At 74.9% G+C, this 15232-nt stretch carries 15 protein-coding genes and 1 pseudogene; 9 read left to right on the top strand and 7 right to left on the bottom strand.

Going from position 1 to position 15232, the window contains the following annotated elements:
• Positions 1 to 3: 3 nt before the first annotated feature.
• Both SM577_RS05885 and SM577_RS05890 read left to right on the top strand, forming a co-directional pair.
• The gene (locus SM577_RS05885; RefSeq protein ID WP_302919495.1) at positions 4 to 369 is read left to right on the top strand and encodes a DUF742 domain-containing protein; all 366 of its coding nucleotides are present in this window, start codon (positions 4 to 6) and stop codon (positions 367 to 369) included.
• Complete coding sequence (locus SM577_RS05890) at positions 350 to 973, top strand: GTP-binding protein (RefSeq protein WP_302919494.1); 624 nt, start codon at positions 350 to 352, stop codon at positions 971 to 973. The genes SM577_RS05885 and SM577_RS05890 overlap by 20 nt, the downstream gene beginning before the upstream one ends.
• 16 nt (positions 974 to 989) lie before the next feature.
• Here the strand turns inward: SM577_RS05890 and SM577_RS05895 are convergent, their stop codons facing one another.
• The 5 genes from SM577_RS05895 to SM577_RS05915 are packed head-to-tail and all read right to left on the bottom strand — an operon-like array spanning position 990 to position 8477.
• Entirely contained in the window at positions 990 to 2078 is a 1089-nt protein-coding gene (locus SM577_RS05895; protein ID WP_302919493.1) for a uroporphyrinogen-III synthase, read from the bottom strand.
• Positions 2079 to 2423, bottom strand: coding sequence for a nitrite reductase small subunit NirD (gene nirD / locus SM577_RS05900; protein WP_302919492.1), 345 nt, complete (start codon positions 2421 to 2423; stop codon positions 2079 to 2081).
• Positions 2420 to 4972 (bottom strand): nitrite reductase large subunit NirB, encoded by a 2553-nt coding sequence (gene nirB / locus SM577_RS05905; protein WP_474586439.1) that lies wholly within the window; start codon positions 4970 to 4972, stop codon positions 2420 to 2422. The genes nirD and nirB overlap by 4 nt, the downstream gene beginning before the upstream one ends.
• Positions 4969 to 6408 (bottom strand): FAD-dependent oxidoreductase, encoded by a 1440-nt coding sequence (locus SM577_RS05910; RefSeq protein ID WP_474586440.1) that lies wholly within the window; start codon positions 6406 to 6408, stop codon positions 4969 to 4971. Before SM577_RS05910 ends, nirB begins: the two co-directional genes overlap by 4 nt.
• On the bottom strand, positions 6405 to 8477 hold the full coding sequence (locus SM577_RS05915) for a molybdopterin oxidoreductase family protein (protein WP_474586453.1): 2073 nt from the start codon (positions 8475 to 8477) through the stop codon (positions 6405 to 6407). Before SM577_RS05915 ends, SM577_RS05910 begins: the two co-directional genes overlap by 4 nt.
• Before the next feature lie 237 nt (positions 8478 to 8714).
• Between SM577_RS05915 and SM577_RS05920 the strand changes: the two genes are divergently transcribed.
• From SM577_RS05920 to glmM, 7 genes are all read left to right on the top strand, one after another.
• Positions 8715 to 9428 carry a methyltransferase domain-containing protein gene (locus SM577_RS05920; protein ID WP_474586441.1) on the top strand — a complete coding sequence of 238 codons (714 nt, stop codon included), beginning with the start codon at positions 8715 to 8717 and terminating at the stop codon, positions 9426 to 9428.
• A gap of 33 nt (positions 9429 to 9461) precedes the next feature.
• On the top strand, positions 9462 to 9719 hold the full coding sequence (locus SM577_RS05925) for a DUF6364 family protein (RefSeq protein WP_302919487.1): 258 nt from the start codon (positions 9462 to 9464) through the stop codon (positions 9717 to 9719).
• On the top strand, positions 9709 to 10002 hold the full coding sequence (locus tag SM577_RS05930; protein ID WP_088991920.1) for a type II toxin-antitoxin system PemK/MazF family toxin: 294 nt from the start codon (positions 9709 to 9711) through the stop codon (positions 10000 to 10002). The genes SM577_RS05925 and SM577_RS05930 overlap by 11 nt, the downstream gene beginning before the upstream one ends.
• Before the next feature lie 132 nt (positions 10003 to 10134).
• Positions 10135 to 11520 (top strand): MFS transporter, encoded by a 1386-nt coding sequence (locus SM577_RS05935; protein WP_474586442.1) that lies wholly within the window; start codon positions 10135 to 10137, stop codon positions 11518 to 11520.
• Between the two features lie 191 nt (positions 11521 to 11711).
• Complete coding sequence (gene rplM / locus SM577_RS05940) at positions 11712 to 12155, top strand: 50S ribosomal protein L13 (RefSeq protein WP_018720634.1); 444 nt, start codon at positions 11712 to 11714, stop codon at positions 12153 to 12155.
• A gap of 20 nt (positions 12156 to 12175) precedes the next feature.
• Complete coding sequence (gene rpsI, locus SM577_RS05945; protein ID WP_030501567.1) at positions 12176 to 12640, top strand: 30S ribosomal protein S9; 465 nt, start codon at positions 12176 to 12178, stop codon at positions 12638 to 12640.
• A gap of 116 nt (positions 12641 to 12756) precedes the next feature.
• The gene (gene glmM / locus SM577_RS05950; protein WP_302919485.1) at positions 12757 to 14109 is read left to right on the top strand and encodes a phosphoglucosamine mutase; all 1353 of its coding nucleotides are present in this window, start codon (positions 12757 to 12759) and stop codon (positions 14107 to 14109) included.
• An 85-nt stretch (positions 14110 to 14194) separates the two neighbouring features.
• On the opposite strand, the gene SM577_RS05955 is transcribed toward glmM, so the two are convergent.
• Both SM577_RS05955 and SM577_RS05960 read right to left on the bottom strand, forming a co-directional pair.
• A complete protein-coding gene (locus SM577_RS05955) occupies positions 14195 to 14944 on the bottom strand; it encodes an ABC transporter ATP-binding protein (protein WP_474581502.1) in 750 nt (249 codons plus the stop codon).
• 5 nt (positions 14945 to 14949) lie between these two features.
• Positions 14950 to 15232: pseudogene (locus tag SM577_RS05960) on the bottom strand (ABC transporter permease); the annotation flags it as partial.

Below are 15232 nucleotides of genomic sequence, written 5' to 3' on the forward strand. Positions count from 1 at the left end.
CGGATGGACCACCGCCGTGCGGACCCGCGTGGCGAGCTCGTGCGCCCGTACGCGGTCACCCGCGGTCGCACCGAGCCCCGGCAGGTCATCGCCCTGGAGGCGGTGCTCTCCGCCAGTCCCACGGCGGTGGCCGAGTCCCGGTTCGCCGGGCACGACAAGCACCGCATCGCCACGGTCTGCGAAGGCCGGGCGCAGTCGCTGGCGGAGATCGCCGCGTACACCCGGATGCCGTTGGGGGTCGCCCGGGTGCTGGTCGCCGACATGGTGGCCGAGGGCCTGCTGACGCTACACACCGCCGCTCCGGCCGAGGGCTACGAGGAGCGGATGAACCTGCTTGGAAGGGTGCTAAGTGGACTTCGCGAACTATGACCCCGCCGGGGCGAGCCGCAGCCGGGAGATCATCTCCGCGAAGATCGTGGTCGCGGGCGGCTTCGGCGTGGGCAAGACGACCCTGGTCGGCGCGATCTCCGAGATCACTCCGCTGACCACCGAGGCGGTGATGACGGCGGCCGGCGTCGGCATCGACGACCCGTCGAAGGTGCCCGGCAAGGAGACCACCACGGTCGCCATGGACTTCGGCCGGATCACCATGGCCCAGGACCTGATCCTCTACCTCTTCGGCACGCCGGGCCAGACCCGTTTCTGGTTCATGTGGGACGAGATCATCCGGGGCGCGGTGGGCGCCGCGGTGCTGGTGGACACCCGCCGGATCACCGACGCCTTCGCGCCGCTGGACTACTTCGAGAACCGCAAGCTGCCGTACGTGGTGGCGCTGAACCGGTTCGACGGCGCCCCCGAGTACGAGCTGGGCGAGGTCCGCGAGGCGCTGGCGATCCCGCCGGACGTGCCGCTGGTGATGTGCGACGCCCGGCGGCGCGAGTCGGTGAAGCAGGTGCTGGTGACCGTCGTCGAGCACGCCATGCTGCGGTTGCAGGCGGAACACGGTCGCGGCTTCCCGACCCCGGTCGGCTGACCCGGCCCGGCCGGGACTAGTCGACGCGGAGCCGGTAGCCGCGCTTGACGACGGTCTGCACGACGCGGGGAGCGCGCAGGCCGGCACGGAGCCGGGCCACCGCCATCTCCACGGCGTGCTCGTCCGCGCCGCGGGGCAGCGTGCGCAGCAGCGCGGTGCGGGACAGCACCCGGCCGGGGGAGTGCGCCAGCGCCCGCAGCACCGCCATCGGGGCGGGCGCCAGCGGGCGCAGTTCGCCGTCGACCACGGCGGCGTGCCCGCGCAGGGTGAGCAGGTGGCCGGCCGCCTTCAGGCTGACCGTCCGGCGGGGCAGCTCGTCGACGATGGTCCGCACCAGCGCGCCCAGCCGGGCCCGACCGGGCGCACTCACCGGCACCCCCCGGCGCAGCAGCGGCTCCGCGGTCACCGACCCGACGCAGCTGGCCAGCACGTCGCTGCGGAACGCCGCCAGCACCGCCTCGGTGCGGTCGCCGGCGGCGCGCAGCAGCGCCTCCGCCGCCGGGGCCGAGGTGAAGGTGACCGCGTCGACCAGCCGCGCGGCGACCAGGTCGATCAGCCGGTGCAGCGGGGCCGGGTCGGTGGGCGGCGCCCACCGGTAGACCGGCACCTCGATCACCGTGGCCCCGGCCGCCTCCAGGGCGAGGGTGCACTCCGGCTGCCGCTCGCCGTGCAGCTGCATGGCGATCACCTGCCCGGCCACGCCGCGCCGGCGCAGGTGGTCGACCACCTCGTCGCAGCTCTCCGAGGCCGGTGACCACTGGTCGTGCAGGCCGGCGGCGCGGATCGCCCCGCGTGCCTTCGGCCCCCGGGCCACCACGTACGCCTCGGCGAGCACCGAGCGCAGCGGCTCCGCCAGCCCCCAGCCCTCGGCCGCCTCCAGCCAGCCGCGCATCCCGATGCCGGTGTTCGCCATCACGATGTCCGGCGGCCGGTCCAGGCAGGCCCGGGTGGCCTCGCGCAGTTCGGTGTCGTCGGCCAGCGGCACGATCCGCAGGGCCGGGGCGAGCACCACCCGGGCCCCCCGCCGTTGCAGCAGCGCGGCCAGTTCGTCCCGCCGCCGGTCGGCGGTCACCCCGATGGTGAAGCCGGCCAGTTCGTCGCGCATTCACCCCTCCTGTCGCAGCCGCACCTCGACCACGCCGGCCCGGCACCGCACGTCGTGCCGCGGCACGGACACCCCCGGCAGGTCGAGGCAGGCCCCGGTACGCAGGTCGTAGACCTGCTTGTGCAGCGGCGAGGCGACGGTCGGCACCCCGCCCCGGCTGCCCACGATCCCCCGGGAGAGCACGTACGCCCCGCCGACCGGGTCGAGGTTGTCCACCGCGAACAGTTCGCCGGCGGTGCGGAAGAGCGCCACCTGCACGCCGTCGACCAGCGCGGCGACGCCCCGGTCCGGTTCCAGCCGGTCCAGCGGGCAGACCGGGATCCAGCTCAGCAGCATCGTGGTCATCGGCGCACCTCCGGCAGTCCCAGCGCGACCGGCTGCCGGGCGGCCGGCGGCGGTCCGCCGGCCGGCACCGGCTGGCCGCGTTCGAGGGTGAAGCTGATGGACGGGTCGGGCACGTCGGGAGCGTTGACGAAGGAGGTGAACCGGCGCAGCCGGTCCGGGTCGTCGAGCACGTCGCGCCACTCGTCCGAGTAGGACTCGACGTGCCGGGCCATCGCGGCGTCCAGTTCGGCGCAGAGGCCGAGCGAGTCGTCCACGATCACCGAGCGCAGGTGGTCCAGGCCGCCGTCCATCGCCTCGATCCAGGCGGCGGTGCGTTGCAGCCGGTCGGCGGTGCGGATGTAGTACATGAGGAACCGGTCGATCAGCGTGGTCAGCGCCTCGGTGGACAGGTCGGTGGCGAACAGGTCGGCGTGCCGGGGCCGGAAGCCGCCGTTGCCGCCGACGTAGAGGTTCCAGCCGGTCTCCGTGGCGATGATGCCGAAGTCCTTGCTGCGGGCCTCGGCGCACTCCCGGGCGCAGCCGGAGACCGCTGACTTGATCTTGTGTGGGGCGCGCAGTCCCCGGTAGCGCAGCTCCAGCGCGATGGCCAGCCCGACCGAGTCCTGCACCCCGTACCGGCACCAGGTGGAGCCGACGCAGGACTTCACCGTCCGCAGCGCCTTGCCGTACGCGTGCCCGGACTCGAAGCCGGCGTCCACCAGCCGCCGCCAGATCCGCGGCAGTTGCTCGACCCGGGCGCCGAACAGGTCGATCCGCTGCCCGCCGGTGATCTTCGTGTAGAGCCGGAAGTCCCGGGCCACCTCGCCGATCACGATGAGCTTCTCCGGGGTGATCTCGCCGCCCGGGATCCGCGGCACCACCGAGTAGCTGCCGTCGCGTTGCAGGTTGGCCAGGAAGTGGTCGTTGGTGTCCTGCAACGACGCCTGCTCGCCGTCGAGCACGTGCCCGCTGCCGAGCGAGGCGAGGATCGAGGCGACCACCGGCTTGCAGATGTCGCAGCCGCGACCCCGGCCGTGCTCGGCGACCAGCCGGGAGAAGGTGCGGATGCCGCGGACCCGGATGATGTCGAACAGCTCCTGCCGGCTGGCGTCGAAGTGCTCGCAGAGCGCCGTCGACTGCTTCACCCCGGCCGCGCCCAGCAGCTGCTTGAGCATCGGCACGCAGGAGCCGCAGCTGGTGCCGGCCCGGGTGCACGCCTTGAGCGCCGGCACGTCCGCGCAGCCGCCGGCGATCGCGTCGTCGATGTCGGCCCGGGTGACCGCGTTGCACGAGCAGACCTGGGCGCCGGCGGGCAGCGTGCCGGCCCCCGCGCCCGCCGCGCCCTCGGGGGCGAGCAGCGCCAGCGGGGGAGCCGGCAGCGGCCCGCCGACGCTGGCCCGCAGCGTCGGGTAGGCGCTCGCGTCGCCCACCAGCACCCCGCCGAGCAGGGTCTTCGCGTCGTCGGAGAGGACCAGCTTGGCGTAGACCCGGGTGGCCGGGTCGGTGAACGTCACGTCCAGGCAGCCGGGGGTGGTGCCGTGCGCGTCGCCGAACGAGGCGACGTCCACGCCGAGCAGCTTGAGCTTGGTGGCGGTGTCCGCGCCGGGGAAGGTGGCCGCGCCGCCGACCAGCCGGTCGGCCACCACCTCGGCCATCGCGTAGCCGGGGGCGACCAGGCCGTGGCAGGTGCCGTCCACCGCGGCACACTCGCCGACCGCCCAGATCCGCTCGTCGGCAGTGCGGCAGGTGCCGTCGACCAGCACCCCGCCGCGCGGGCCGAGCGGCAGGCCGGCCGCCCGGGCCAGCTCGTCGCGGGGGCGGATGCCGGCCGCCACGACCACCAGGTCGGCGTCGACGGTGCCGCCGTCGGCCAGCTCCAGGCCGGCGACCGTGCCGTCGGGGCCGGGGCGGATCGCGGTGGTGGCGGTGCCGAGGTGGGTGGCCACGCCCAGCTCGTCGACGTAGCGGCGGAGCATCGCCCCGCCGGCCGTGTCGACCTGCACCGGCATCAGCCGGGGCGCGAACTCGACCACGCTGGTGGCCAGGCCGAGCAGGCGCAGCGCGTTCGCCGCCTCCAGCCCGAGCAGGCCACCGCCGATCACCGCGCCGGTGCGCCGGCCGCGGGCGTGCTCGCGGATCGCCTCCAGGTCGTCCAGGGTGCGGTAGACGAAGACCCCGGGCAGCGCCGCGCCGTCGACCGGCGGCACGAAGGCGGACGACCCGGTGGCCAGCACCAGCACGTCGTACGGGTACTCGCCGGCCGCGGTGGTCACCACCCGCCGGTCCCGGTCGATCGCGGTGGCCGGCTCGCCGAGACGCAGCTCGACCCCGGGGTGCGGGGTGTGCAGGTCGAGCTCGTCGGCGCCCACCCCGTCGAAGAACGCCGAGAGCCGCACCCGGTCGTACGCCGGGCGGCGCTCCTCGGCGAGCACCGTCACCCGCCACCGCCCCTGCGGGTCCCGGGCCCGCAGCGCGTCGACGAAGCGCTGCCCGACCATGCCGTTGCCGACCACGACCAGCCTGCCGTCCCGCGGCACCGTCGCACCGAGCCGGCTGGTTCGCTCGCTCATCGCGCCACCTCCACTGAGTCCACTTCGGAGAGCCAGTCGACGATGCCGGTGACCGCGTCCCGGCAGCCGCCGCAGCCGGTGCCGGCGCGGGTGGCCGCCACCACCGCGTCGGCCGTCCGGGCCCCGGAGCGCCAGCAGCTCACCAGCGCGCCCTTGCTGACGTTGTTGCACTGGCACACGGTCGCCGCGTCCGGCATCAACGCCGGGGAGGCGGCCGGCGCCGCGGCGGGTGCGCCGAGGGCCCGGCCGAGCAGCAGGGACCGCCGGTCGGCCGGCACCGGCTGCCCCCGGTCGAAGAGCTGGATCACCGTGCCGACCGCCGGGTTGTCGCCGAGCAGGATCGCGCCGGTCAGCCGCTCGTCGCGGATCCGCAACCGGGCGTACGTGCCGCGGGCCGGGTCGGCGAAGGTCAGCTCCTCACCCGCCTCGCCGCCCTCCGGCTCGCCCATCGCGGCCAGGTCGATGCCGGCGGCCTTGAGCCGGGTCACCACCGGCCGGGGCCGGTAGCGGGCCAGCCGGTCCTCCCCGGTGAGCACCTGCGCCACCACCCGGGCCTGCGCCCAGGCCGGCGCGACCAGCCCGGTCAGCGTGCCGTCGTGCTGGGCGCAGTCGCCGATCGCGGAGATCCGCCGGTCGCTGGTGCGCAGCCGGTCGTCCACCAGCACGCCGCGTTCCACGGCCAGCCCGGCCGCCGCGGCGAGCGCGGTGTCGGGGCGTACGCCGCAGGAGAGCACCAGCAGGTCGGCGGTGAGCGTCCGGCCGTCGGCCAGCGTCAGCGCCACCCCGTCGGCGTCCGCCGCCAGCCCGGTGGCGGCCACCGCCAGGTGGGTGGTCACGCCGAGGCCGGCGAGCGTGTCGGCGAGCACCGCCGCGCCGGCCGGGTCGAGCTGCCGCTCCATCAGGTAGGGCACCGGGTGCACCACGCCGACGTCGAGCCCCCGGGCGGCGAGCCCGCGGGCCGCCTCCAGGCCGAGCAGCCCGCCGCCGAGCACCAGGGCGCGGCGTGCGCCGCGGGCCGCGGCGAGGATCCGCCGGCAGTCGTCCAGGGTGCGGAACGCGGCCACCCGCGGGGGCAGCCGGTCGCCGTCCAGCCCGGGCAGCGGCGGCACGATGGCCCGGCTGCCGGTGGCCAGCACCAGGTGGTCGTAGCCGATCCGGTCGCCGTCGGCGGTGTGCACCGTGCGCGCCGTCCGGTCGACGGCCGTCACGGTCACCCCGGTGCGCAGGTCGACGCCCTGGCCGGCGACCTCGGCCAGCTCCACGTCCGGCTCGCCGACCTTCCCGGCGAGCAGGGTGGACAGCATGATCCGGTTGTACGCCCGGTGCGGCTCCGCGCCGAGCACGGTGACCTTGCGGTCCCCGCCCCGGGCGTGCAGCTCGCTGGCGAGCCGCGCCCCGGCCATCCCGTTGCCGACGATCACCACCCGGTCGGTCACGGTTCCACCCTCTCCACCCGTACGGCGCAGATCTTGAATTCCGGCATCCCCGAGACCGGGTCCACCGCGTCGTTGGTGACCGAGTTGGCCCGCCCGGCGCCGCCCCAGTGGAACGGGGCGAAGACGGTGTCCGGCCGGATGCCGGGGCTGAGCCGGGCCGGCGCCCGCAGCTCGCCCCGGCGGGAGACCACCCGGACCGGCTCGCCGTCGGTCACCCCGAGCCGGTCGGCCAGGTCGGGATGCAGCTCGACGAAGGCGCTCGGGGCGGCCCGGCGCAGCGCCGCCACCCGCCGGGTCTGGGTGCCGGACTGGTACTGGGCGAGCACCCGGCCGGTGGTGAAGTACAGCGGGTACTCCGGGCAGACCTCCTCGGCCGCCAGCCGGTGCTCGACCGGGTGGAACCGGGCCCGCCCGTCCGGGGTGGCGAACCGGTCGGCGAAGAGGCGGGGGGTGTCCGGGCCGTCCTCGTCCGGGCAGGGCCACCAGACCCCGTCGGCGGCGTCGATCCGTTCCCAGCTGACCCCGGCGTAGTCGGCGGGTCCGCCGGCGGAGGCCCGCCGCAGCTCGGCGAAGACGGTCCGCGGGTCGGTCGGGAAGCGCGCCGCCGCGCCGCTGGCCGCCCCGGCCCCGCCACCGCCGCCGTCCTCGCCGGGGGTGGCGAGCCGGGCCGCGAGGTCGGCCAGCACGGCCAGGTCGGTACGGACGCCCGGGGGCGGTTCGCGCAGCGCCCGGCGGCGCAGCACCCGACCCTCCAGGTTGGTCATGGTGCCGTCCTCCTCGGCCCACTGGGCGGTGGGCAGCACCACGTCGGCCAGCGCGGCCGTCTCGGAGAGCAGGAAGTCGGCCACCACCAGCAGGTCGAGGTCGCGCAGCCGGCGCTCGACCCGGGCGGCGCGGGGCGCGGAGACCACCGGGTTGGAGCCGAAGACCAGCAGCGCCTTCGGACCGGCCGGGGTGCCCAGCGAGTCCAGCAACCGGTACGCCGGCACGCCCGGCCCGGGCAGCTCGCCGGCCGGCACCCCCCACACCCCGGCGACGTGCTCCCGGGCCGCCGGGTCGTCGATCCGCCGGTAGCCGGGGAGCTGGTCGGCCTTCTGCCCGTGCTCCCGTCCGCCCTGTCCGTTGCCCTGGCCGGTGAGGCAGCCGTAGCCGGAGCCGGGCCGGCCGGGCAGGCCGAGGGCGAGCGCCAGGTTCACGAAGCCGGTGACCGTGTCCACGCCCTTGGCGTGCTGCTCGGCGCCGCGCGCGGTGAGGATGACGGCCCGCTCGGCGGTGCCCAGCGCCCGGGCGGTCGCCTCCAGGTCGGCCACCGGCACCCCGGACAGCGCCTCGGCGCGGGCCGGCCACCAGCCCGCCACGCTGCGCCGGACGGCCGGGAAGCCGGTGGTGCGGGTGTCGACGTACGCCCGGTCGACCCAGCCCTCGGTGAGCGCGATGTGCAGCAGCGCGTTGGCCACCGCCAGGTCGGTGCCGGGCAGCGGTTGCAGGTGCAGGTCGGCCAGCCGGGCGGTGGCGGTGACCCGGGGGTCGACCACGATCAGCCGGCCGCCCCGTTCGCGCTGCTCGGTCAGCCAGCGCACCAGCGGGGGCATGGTCTCCGCCGGGTTCGCCCCGACCAGCAGCAGCGTGTCGGCCCGCCCGAGGTCGGCCAGCGGGAACGGCAGGCCCCGGTCGACGCCGAAGGCGCGCAGCCCGGCGGCCGCCGCCGAGGACATGCAGAACCGGCCGTTGTAGTCGATGTGCCGGGTACGCAGCGCCACCCGGGCGAACTTGCCCAGCGCGTACGCCTTCTCGTTGGTGAGCCCGCCGCCGCCGAAGACGGCTACCGCGTCCGGGCCGTGTCCACGCTGGATGGCGCGGATGCCGGTGACGATCCGGTCCAGCGCGGCTTCCCAGCTCGCCGGGCGCAGTTCGCCGGTGCCGGGGTCGCGCAGCAGCGGCGTGGTCAGCCGTTCGGGGTGGTCGAGCAGCTCGGCGGCGGTCCAGCCCTTCTGGCACAGGCCGCCGCGGTTGGTGGGGAACTGCCGGGGCAGCACCGTCACCCGGCCGGCCTCCTCGCGCAGCGTCATCCCGCACTGGAGGGCGCAGTACGGGCAGTGCGTCGCCACCTCCCGGGGCGCTGACCCCCGCCCAGTCGCCGACCGCGCACCGTCTGTCATGTCGGCAAAGCGTGCCGGCGGGCGGTTTCCGGGCCGGGTCCCGTTTGTTTCGGTCCTGTCAAGAGCGGCTCACACCGCACGGGAGTGACGGGCCGGACCGCAGCGTCTATGATGTGAGACGAAAATCCTATATTTTGGGAGGCATGGATGAGCGTCGCGGACGCCTTCGACGCGGTGGCGGGCAGCTACGACGAGGCCCGCCGGCGCCTGGTGCCCTGCTTCGACGACTTCTACGGCACCGCTGTCGAGGTGGCCGCGCCACCGCTGCGGGCGGCCCTGGCGGCGGGGCGTACGCCCGAGGTGCTCGACCTGGGCGCCGGCACCGGACTGCTCTCGCTGCTGCTCACCGCCGCCGTCCCCGGCGTCCGGGTGACCCTGGTCGACGCCGCCCCGGCGATGCTCGCCGTCGCCGCCGACCACCTGCGCGCCCGGGGCGTGCCGCACCGGACGGTGCGCGCCGACCTGACCGACCCGCTGCCCGACGGGCGGTACGACGCGGTGGTCAGCGCGCTGGCCATCCACCACCTCGACGACGCCGGCAAGCGCCACCTCTACGCCCGCGCGGCCCGGCTGCTCACCCCCGGTGGCGTGCTCGTCAACGCCGAACAGGTCGCCGGGCCGACCCCGGAACTGGACCGGCGCTACCACGAGGTGTGGCTGGCGCGGGTCGCCGAGCTCGGCTCCGACCCGGCCGAGATCGACGCCGCGCTCGGTCGGATGGCCTACGACCGGCCGGCGCCGGTGGCCGACCAGTGCGGCTGGCTGGCCGAGGCGGGCCTGGTGGACGTGGACTGCTTCTTCAAGCAGTGGCGGTTTGCCGTGTTCGGCGGCCGGCGCGAATCGGTACCCCAGCTGGGATGACTACGGGTCATACCGCTGGGTAGTCTGGCCGGCATGACAGCCAAGGTGACCCTGTCGTTCTCCGACGAGACGATCGAGGAGGCTCGCCGGTTCGCCAAGCGCGAGGGCCTCTCGCTCTCCGCGTGGATGGACCAGGCGGCCCGGGAGAAGGCGCTGCGCGAGGTCTTCACCGCGCACGCCGCCGCCGTCGGCCGGGCCGGGCTGGATTTGGAGTCCGCCGCCCTGGCCGACGCCCGCGAGGTGGGCATGGTCGACGACGCGCTCTTCGGCGGGCGTCCGAGTGCTGCGTAGGGGCGAGGTCTGGCGCATCTCCGGCGCCCGCGAGCGGTTCGGCCTGGTGATCAGCTCCGACGTCTACAACTCCACCGACGTGCCCATCGTGATCGTCGCCGAGGTGGTCGAGGAGTCGCTGCTGCGTGACTCGCCCCTGGCGGTGCCGATGGGCGGCTTCGTGGTGATGCCCGACCGGCTCTCCTCGCCGATGAAGAAGTGGTTCACCGAGTGCGTCGACGTCGCCGACACCGAGACCATGCAGCGGGTCGGCCGGGCGCTGCGGATCCTGCAACAGCTCTGACAGCTCTGACAGCTCACCGGCGGCCCGGGCCGGACGTGCGATCTCCGTTTCCGGCCCGACCCGCGACGGGCACCGCCGGGTAATCCCGGGTTCCTAGCGTTCCTCCAGGTCAATCGACGAGGAGGAAGCGCCGTGAGCACCCTGGCACCCACCACACCCCGGGCCGAGGCCATCCCGGCCGGCACCGGGCGGCGGCACCGGATCGACGACTGGCGCCCGGAGGACCCCGAATTCTGGCGGACGACCGGGGCCCGGATCGCCCGGCGGAACCTGTGGGTCTCGATCTTCGCCGAGCACGTCGGCTTCTCGGTGTGGAGCCTCTGGTCGGTGACGGTGCTCTTCCTCGGCCCGGAGTACGGCATCGACCCGGCCGGGAAGTTCCTGCTCACCGCCGTACCGGCGGCGCTGGGCGCGGTGCTGCGGCTGCCGTACACGCTGGCGGTGGCCCGGTTCGGCGGGCGGAACTGGACGATCGTCAGCGCGCTGCTGCTGCTCCTGCCGGCGGTGCCGATGACCGTGCTGCTCGAACCCGGTGTCCCGTACTCCACGCTGATGGTGCTGGCCTGCCTGACCGGCGTCGGCGGCGGCAACTTCGCCTCCTCGATGGCGAACATCAACCAGTTCTTCCCGCAGCGGCTCAAGGGCCGGGCGCTCGGGCTCAACGCCGGCGGCGGGAACCTCGGGGTGCCGGCGGTGCAGCTGGTCGGGCTGGCGGTGCTGGCCACCGCGGGCGCCGCGTACCCCCGGCTGGTCCCGGCGGTCTACCTGCCGCTGATCGTGCTGGCCGCGCTCGCGGCGGCGTGCTGGCTGGACAACGTCTCCGGGGCCCGCAACGAGCCCGGCGCGCTGCGCGCGGCGGCCCGCGACCCGCACACCTGGGTCATGTCGCTGCTGTACATCGGGACCTTCGGCTCGTTCATCGGCTTCGGCTTCGCCTTCGGCCAGGTGCTCCAGCTCCAGTTCGCCGACCGCTTCCCGACCCCGGTGGACGCGGCCTGGCTGACCTTCCTCGGCCCGCTGATCGGCTCGCTGATCCGGCCGGTCGGCGGCCACCTCGCCGACCGGCTCGGCGGGGCCCGGGTGACGTTCTGGAACTTCGTGGCGATGGCCGCCGGCGCCGCCCTGGTGCTGTACGCCTCGCGGGAGCGCTCGTTCGGGCTCTACCTGACCGGCTTCCTGGCCCTGTTCGTCTTCTCCGGGATCGGCAACGGCTCGACCTACAAGATGATCCCGGCGATCTTCCGGGCCCGGGCGGTCGCCGCGGTCGACGCCGGGCGGCGCGACCCGGCCGGGGCGCAGCGCTGGTCGGCCCGGATGACCGGGGCGCTGATCGGGATCGCCGGCGCGGTCGGCGCCTCCGGCGGGCTGCTGGTCAACGTCGCCTTCCGGCAGTCCTTCCTCAGCCAGGGCAGCGCGGACGCCGCGTACCTCGCCTTCATCGCCGCGTACGCGGTCTGCGTCGCCCTGACCTGGCTGGTCTACCTGCGGCCGGGGCCCCGGCGGCTGGCCGGGGTGTGACCTCTACCATGGGTGGGCGAGCGGGCCACGCGGGGGCGGCACCCCGTTTTGACCTGCCCACCGGGCGCCGGGTATCGTTGCCTGCTGTTGTACGACATCCAGCGGCGTGCCCCTGAGGTACGCTTGGTCGTTCGTGCGCGCTGGTCACCTCGGCGCGCGACCCCAGACCGACGACGAGACAAGGTAGACCTGTGCGTACGTACAGCCCGAAGCCGGGTGAGATCGAGCGTCAGTGGCACGTCATCGACGCCTCTGATGTCGTGCTGGGCCGCCTGGCCACCCACGCCGCCACGTTGCTGCGTGGTAAGCACAAGCCGACTTTCGCGCCGCACGTCGACACGGGCGACTTCGTCGTCATCGTGAACGCGGGCAAGGTCGCGCTGACCGGCAACAAGCGGCAGCAGAAGATCGCCTACCGCCACTCCGGCTACCCGGGTGGCCTGAAGCAGGTCGGCTACGACGAGCTGCTGACCAAGCGTCCCGAGCGGGCCATCGAGCTGGCCGTCAAGGGGATGCTCCCGCACAACAAGCTCGGCCGTAAGCTGATCAAGAAGCTGAAGGTCTACGCCGGTGCCGAGCACCCGCACGGCGCGCAGCAGCCGGTGCCGTTCGAGATCAAGCAGATCGCGCAGTGAGCGCGGGCGAAGGAAACAGCATGACCGACATCACCGCCACCGAGGTTGCCCCCGAGGCCACCGAGGCGCCGGCGCCCGTCGCCCGCGCGCCTCGTGGTGACCGGCCGATCCAGACCGTGGGTCGCCGCAAGGAGGCCATCGTCCGGGTCCGCATCGTGCCGGGCTCCGGCAAGATCACCTGCAACGGCCGGGACCTGGAGGCGTACTTCCCGAGCAAGGTGCACCAGCAGCTGATCAAGGACCCGCTGGTCACCGCCGAGAAGGCCGAGGCGTTCGACGTCATCGCCAACCTGCGGGGCGGCGGCACCACCGGTCAGGCCGGCGCGCTCCGGCTGGCCATCGCCCGGGCGCTGATCGTCAGCGAGCCGGACGACCGCCCGGCGCTGAAGAAGGCCGGCTTCCTCACCCGGGACGCCCGGGTCAAGGAGAGCAAGAAGTACGGCCTCAAGAAGGCCCGTAAGGCTCCCCAGTACTCGAAGCGCTGACCAACAGCTTCACGTTGTACTTCTGACGGACGGCCGGTCCGCCTCCCCGCGACGGGAGGTGGGCCGGCCGTTCCGCTTTTCTCCTTCATCGGCAGTTTCCACGGAGGTTGGCGGGTATGGGCCGGTTGTTCGGCACGGACGGCGTACGCGGGCGGGCGAACGCGGATCTCACTCCCGAGTTGGCGCTCGCGGTGGCCGTCGCGGCCGCCCACACGCTCGCCGAGACGGACCGGAGCCATCCGCCGCTCGCCGTGGTCGGCCGGGACACCCGGGCCAGCGGCGAGATGCTGGAGGCCGCCGTGGTGGCCGGCCTGGCCAGCGCCGGGGCGAACGTGGTCCGGGTCGGCGTGCTGCCCACCCCGGCCGTGGCGTTCCTCACCGCGGAGGCCAAGGCCGACCTCGGGGTGATGCTCTCCGCCTCGCACAACCCGATGCCCGACAACGGGATCAAGCTCTTCGCCGCCGGCGGGCACAAGCTGCCGGACGAGATCGAGATGCGGATCGAGGCGGCGGTCGAGGCGAACGCCACCACCGCCTGGGAGCGGCCGGTCGGCGCCGGGGTGGGCCGCGTGCACGACCTGCTCGACGGCGCCGACCACTACGTGCAGCACCTGGTCGGCACGGTGCCGCACCGGCTGGACGGGATCAAGGTCGTGGTCGACTGCGCCAACGGCGCGGCCGCCGAGGTGGCCCCGGCGGCGTACCGGGAGGCCGGCGCCGAGGTGGTCGCGATCCACGCCGAGCCGGACGGGCTCAACATCAACGACGAGTGCGGCTCCAACCACATCGAGGCGCTGCGCGCCGCGGTGGTCGAGCACGGCGCGCACCTGGGCATCGCGCACGACGGCGACGCCGACCGGTGCGTGGCGGTGACCGCCGACGGCGACGAGGTCGACGGCGACCAGGTGATGGCCATCCTGGCGCTGGCCATGCGCGAAGCCGGCACGCTGACCGGCGACACCCTGGTGGCCACGGTGATGAGCAACCTCGGCCTGCGGCTGGCGATGTCCCGGGAGGGCATCCGGCTGGTCGAGACCAAGGTCGGCGACCGGTACGTGCTGGAGGAGCTGCGAGCGTCCGGGCTGGCGCTCGGCGGCGAGCAGAGCGGGCACATCGTCATGCCCGCGTACGCGACCACCGGCGACGGCGTGCTGACCGGTCTGCACCTGATGTCCCGGATGGCGGCGACCGGGAAGTCGCTGGCCGACCTGGCCGCGGTGGTGACCCGGCTGCCCCAGGTACTGATCAACGTGCCGGTCGGCGACCGTACCGTCGGCGCGGCCGCGCCCGCTGTCCGGGCCGAGGTCGAGCGGGCCGAGGCCGAGCTGGGCGAGACGGGCCGGGTGCTGCTCCGCCCGTCCGGCACCGAGCCGCTGGTCCGGGTGATGGTCGAGGCCGCGACCGAGGCGACGGCCCGCGACATCGCCGAGCGCATCGCCGACCAGGTCCGCACCGCCAGCCCGGCCTGATCCCACCCGCCCGCGCGGCCCCGCCGGGCGGCGGGGCCGGCCCGGACGTCGGTCGCGCCACGGTGAGGCCGCCGCCGGCCGGGCATCAGAGGCGCAGGCCGCTGGCCCGGGCGTACGTGGTGGCCGGGTCCTCGCCGCCGGTGAGGTCCACGTCCTCCACCACCCGGCCGTCGCCGAGCCGGACCAGCCGGTCGCACCGGGCGGCGACCGCCCGCTCGTGGGTGGCCAGCAGGACCGTCATCCCGTGCCGGTCGCGCAGGCCGAGCAGCAGGTCGAGGATCTGCGCACCGGTGGCCGAGTCCAGGTTGCCGGTGGGCTCGTCGGCGAGCAGCAGGCCGGGCGCGCCCATCAGCGCCCGGGCGATCGCCACCCGCTGCTGCTGGCCGCCGGAGAGCTGCGCCGGCAGCGCCCGCTCCCGGCCGGCCAGGCCGACCGCGTCGAGCAGCTCGCGGGCCCGGGTCACGTGCTCGGCGTGGCCCCGGCGGGGGAGCACCGGGGCGACCACGTTGTCCAGCACGGTGAGCGCGGGCAGCAGGTGGTAGCGCTGGAAGACGAAGCCGACCCGCTGGCGGTAACGGGACAGCGCGGCCCGGCGCAGGCCGGTCACGTCCACCCCGTCGACGGTGACGGTGCCCTCGTCGGCCTGCTCGATCGCGCCGATCAGGTGCAGCAGCGTCGACTTGCCCGATCCGCTGGGTCCGGTCAGGGCCACCACCGAGCCGGCGGCGATGTCCAGGGTGACCCCGTCGACCGCGCTGATCTGCTCCGCGCCGCCGCCGAACCGCTTCACCAACCCGGCGATCTCGACCCGACTACCGGCGGTGCTCTCGTCCATCGCTCTCACTCCTCTGCCAGCAGTCGTGCCGTGGGTAGGCGGTGCAGCAGCGTGGCCGGCGCCAGCGCCGCGGTGGCGGTGAGCAGCACGCCGCCCGCCGCTGTGAGCCCGGCGACCAGGACCAGCGCGCCCGGGACGTCCCCGACCAGCCAGGCCGCGCCGCCCACGCCCAGCCCGGCACCGGCGAGCGCGCCGAGTGCGCCGAGGAGTACGCCTTCGTAGCCGATCAGCCGGCCGAGTTCGGGGTCGGTCCAGCCGGTGGCGCGCAGGGCGGCCAGTTCGTTCGCC

The sequence above is a fragment of the Micromonospora desertarenae genome (genome assembly GCF_056150265.1).

Coding starts and splice junctions, on each gene's coding strand:
- nirD (WP_302919492.1), bottom strand. CDS start 2,423: ATGACCACGATGCTGCTGAGCTGGATCCCGGTCTGCCCGCTGGACCGG.
- SM577_RS05920 (WP_474586441.1), top strand. CDS start 8,715: ATGAGCGTCGCGGACGCCTTCGACGCGGTGGCGGGCAGCTACGACGAG.
- glmM (WP_302919485.1), top strand. CDS start 12,757: ATGGGCCGGTTGTTCGGCACGGACGGCGTACGCGGGCGGGCGAACGCG.
- rpsI (WP_030501567.1), top strand. CDS start 12,176: ATGACCGACATCACCGCCACCGAGGTTGCCCCCGAGGCCACCGAGGCG.
- SM577_RS05955 (WP_474581502.1), bottom strand. CDS start 14,944: ATGGACGAGAGCACCGCCGGTAGTCGGGTCGAGATCGCCGGGTTGGTG.
- SM577_RS05885 (WP_302919495.1), top strand. CDS start 4: ATGGACCACCGCCGTGCGGACCCGCGTGGCGAGCTCGTGCGCCCGTAC.
- nirB (WP_474586439.1), bottom strand. CDS start 4,972: ATGAGCGAGCGAACCAGCCGGCTCGGTGCGACGGTGCCGCGGGACGGC.
- SM577_RS05915 (WP_474586453.1), bottom strand. CDS start 8,477: ATGACGCTGCGCGAGGAGGCCGGCCGGGTGACGGTGCTGCCCCGGCAG.
- SM577_RS05925 (WP_302919487.1), top strand. CDS start 9,462: ATGACAGCCAAGGTGACCCTGTCGTTCTCCGACGAGACGATCGAGGAG.
- SM577_RS05895 (WP_302919493.1), bottom strand. CDS start 2,078: ATGCGCGACGAACTGGCCGGCTTCACCATCGGGGTGACCGCCGACCGG.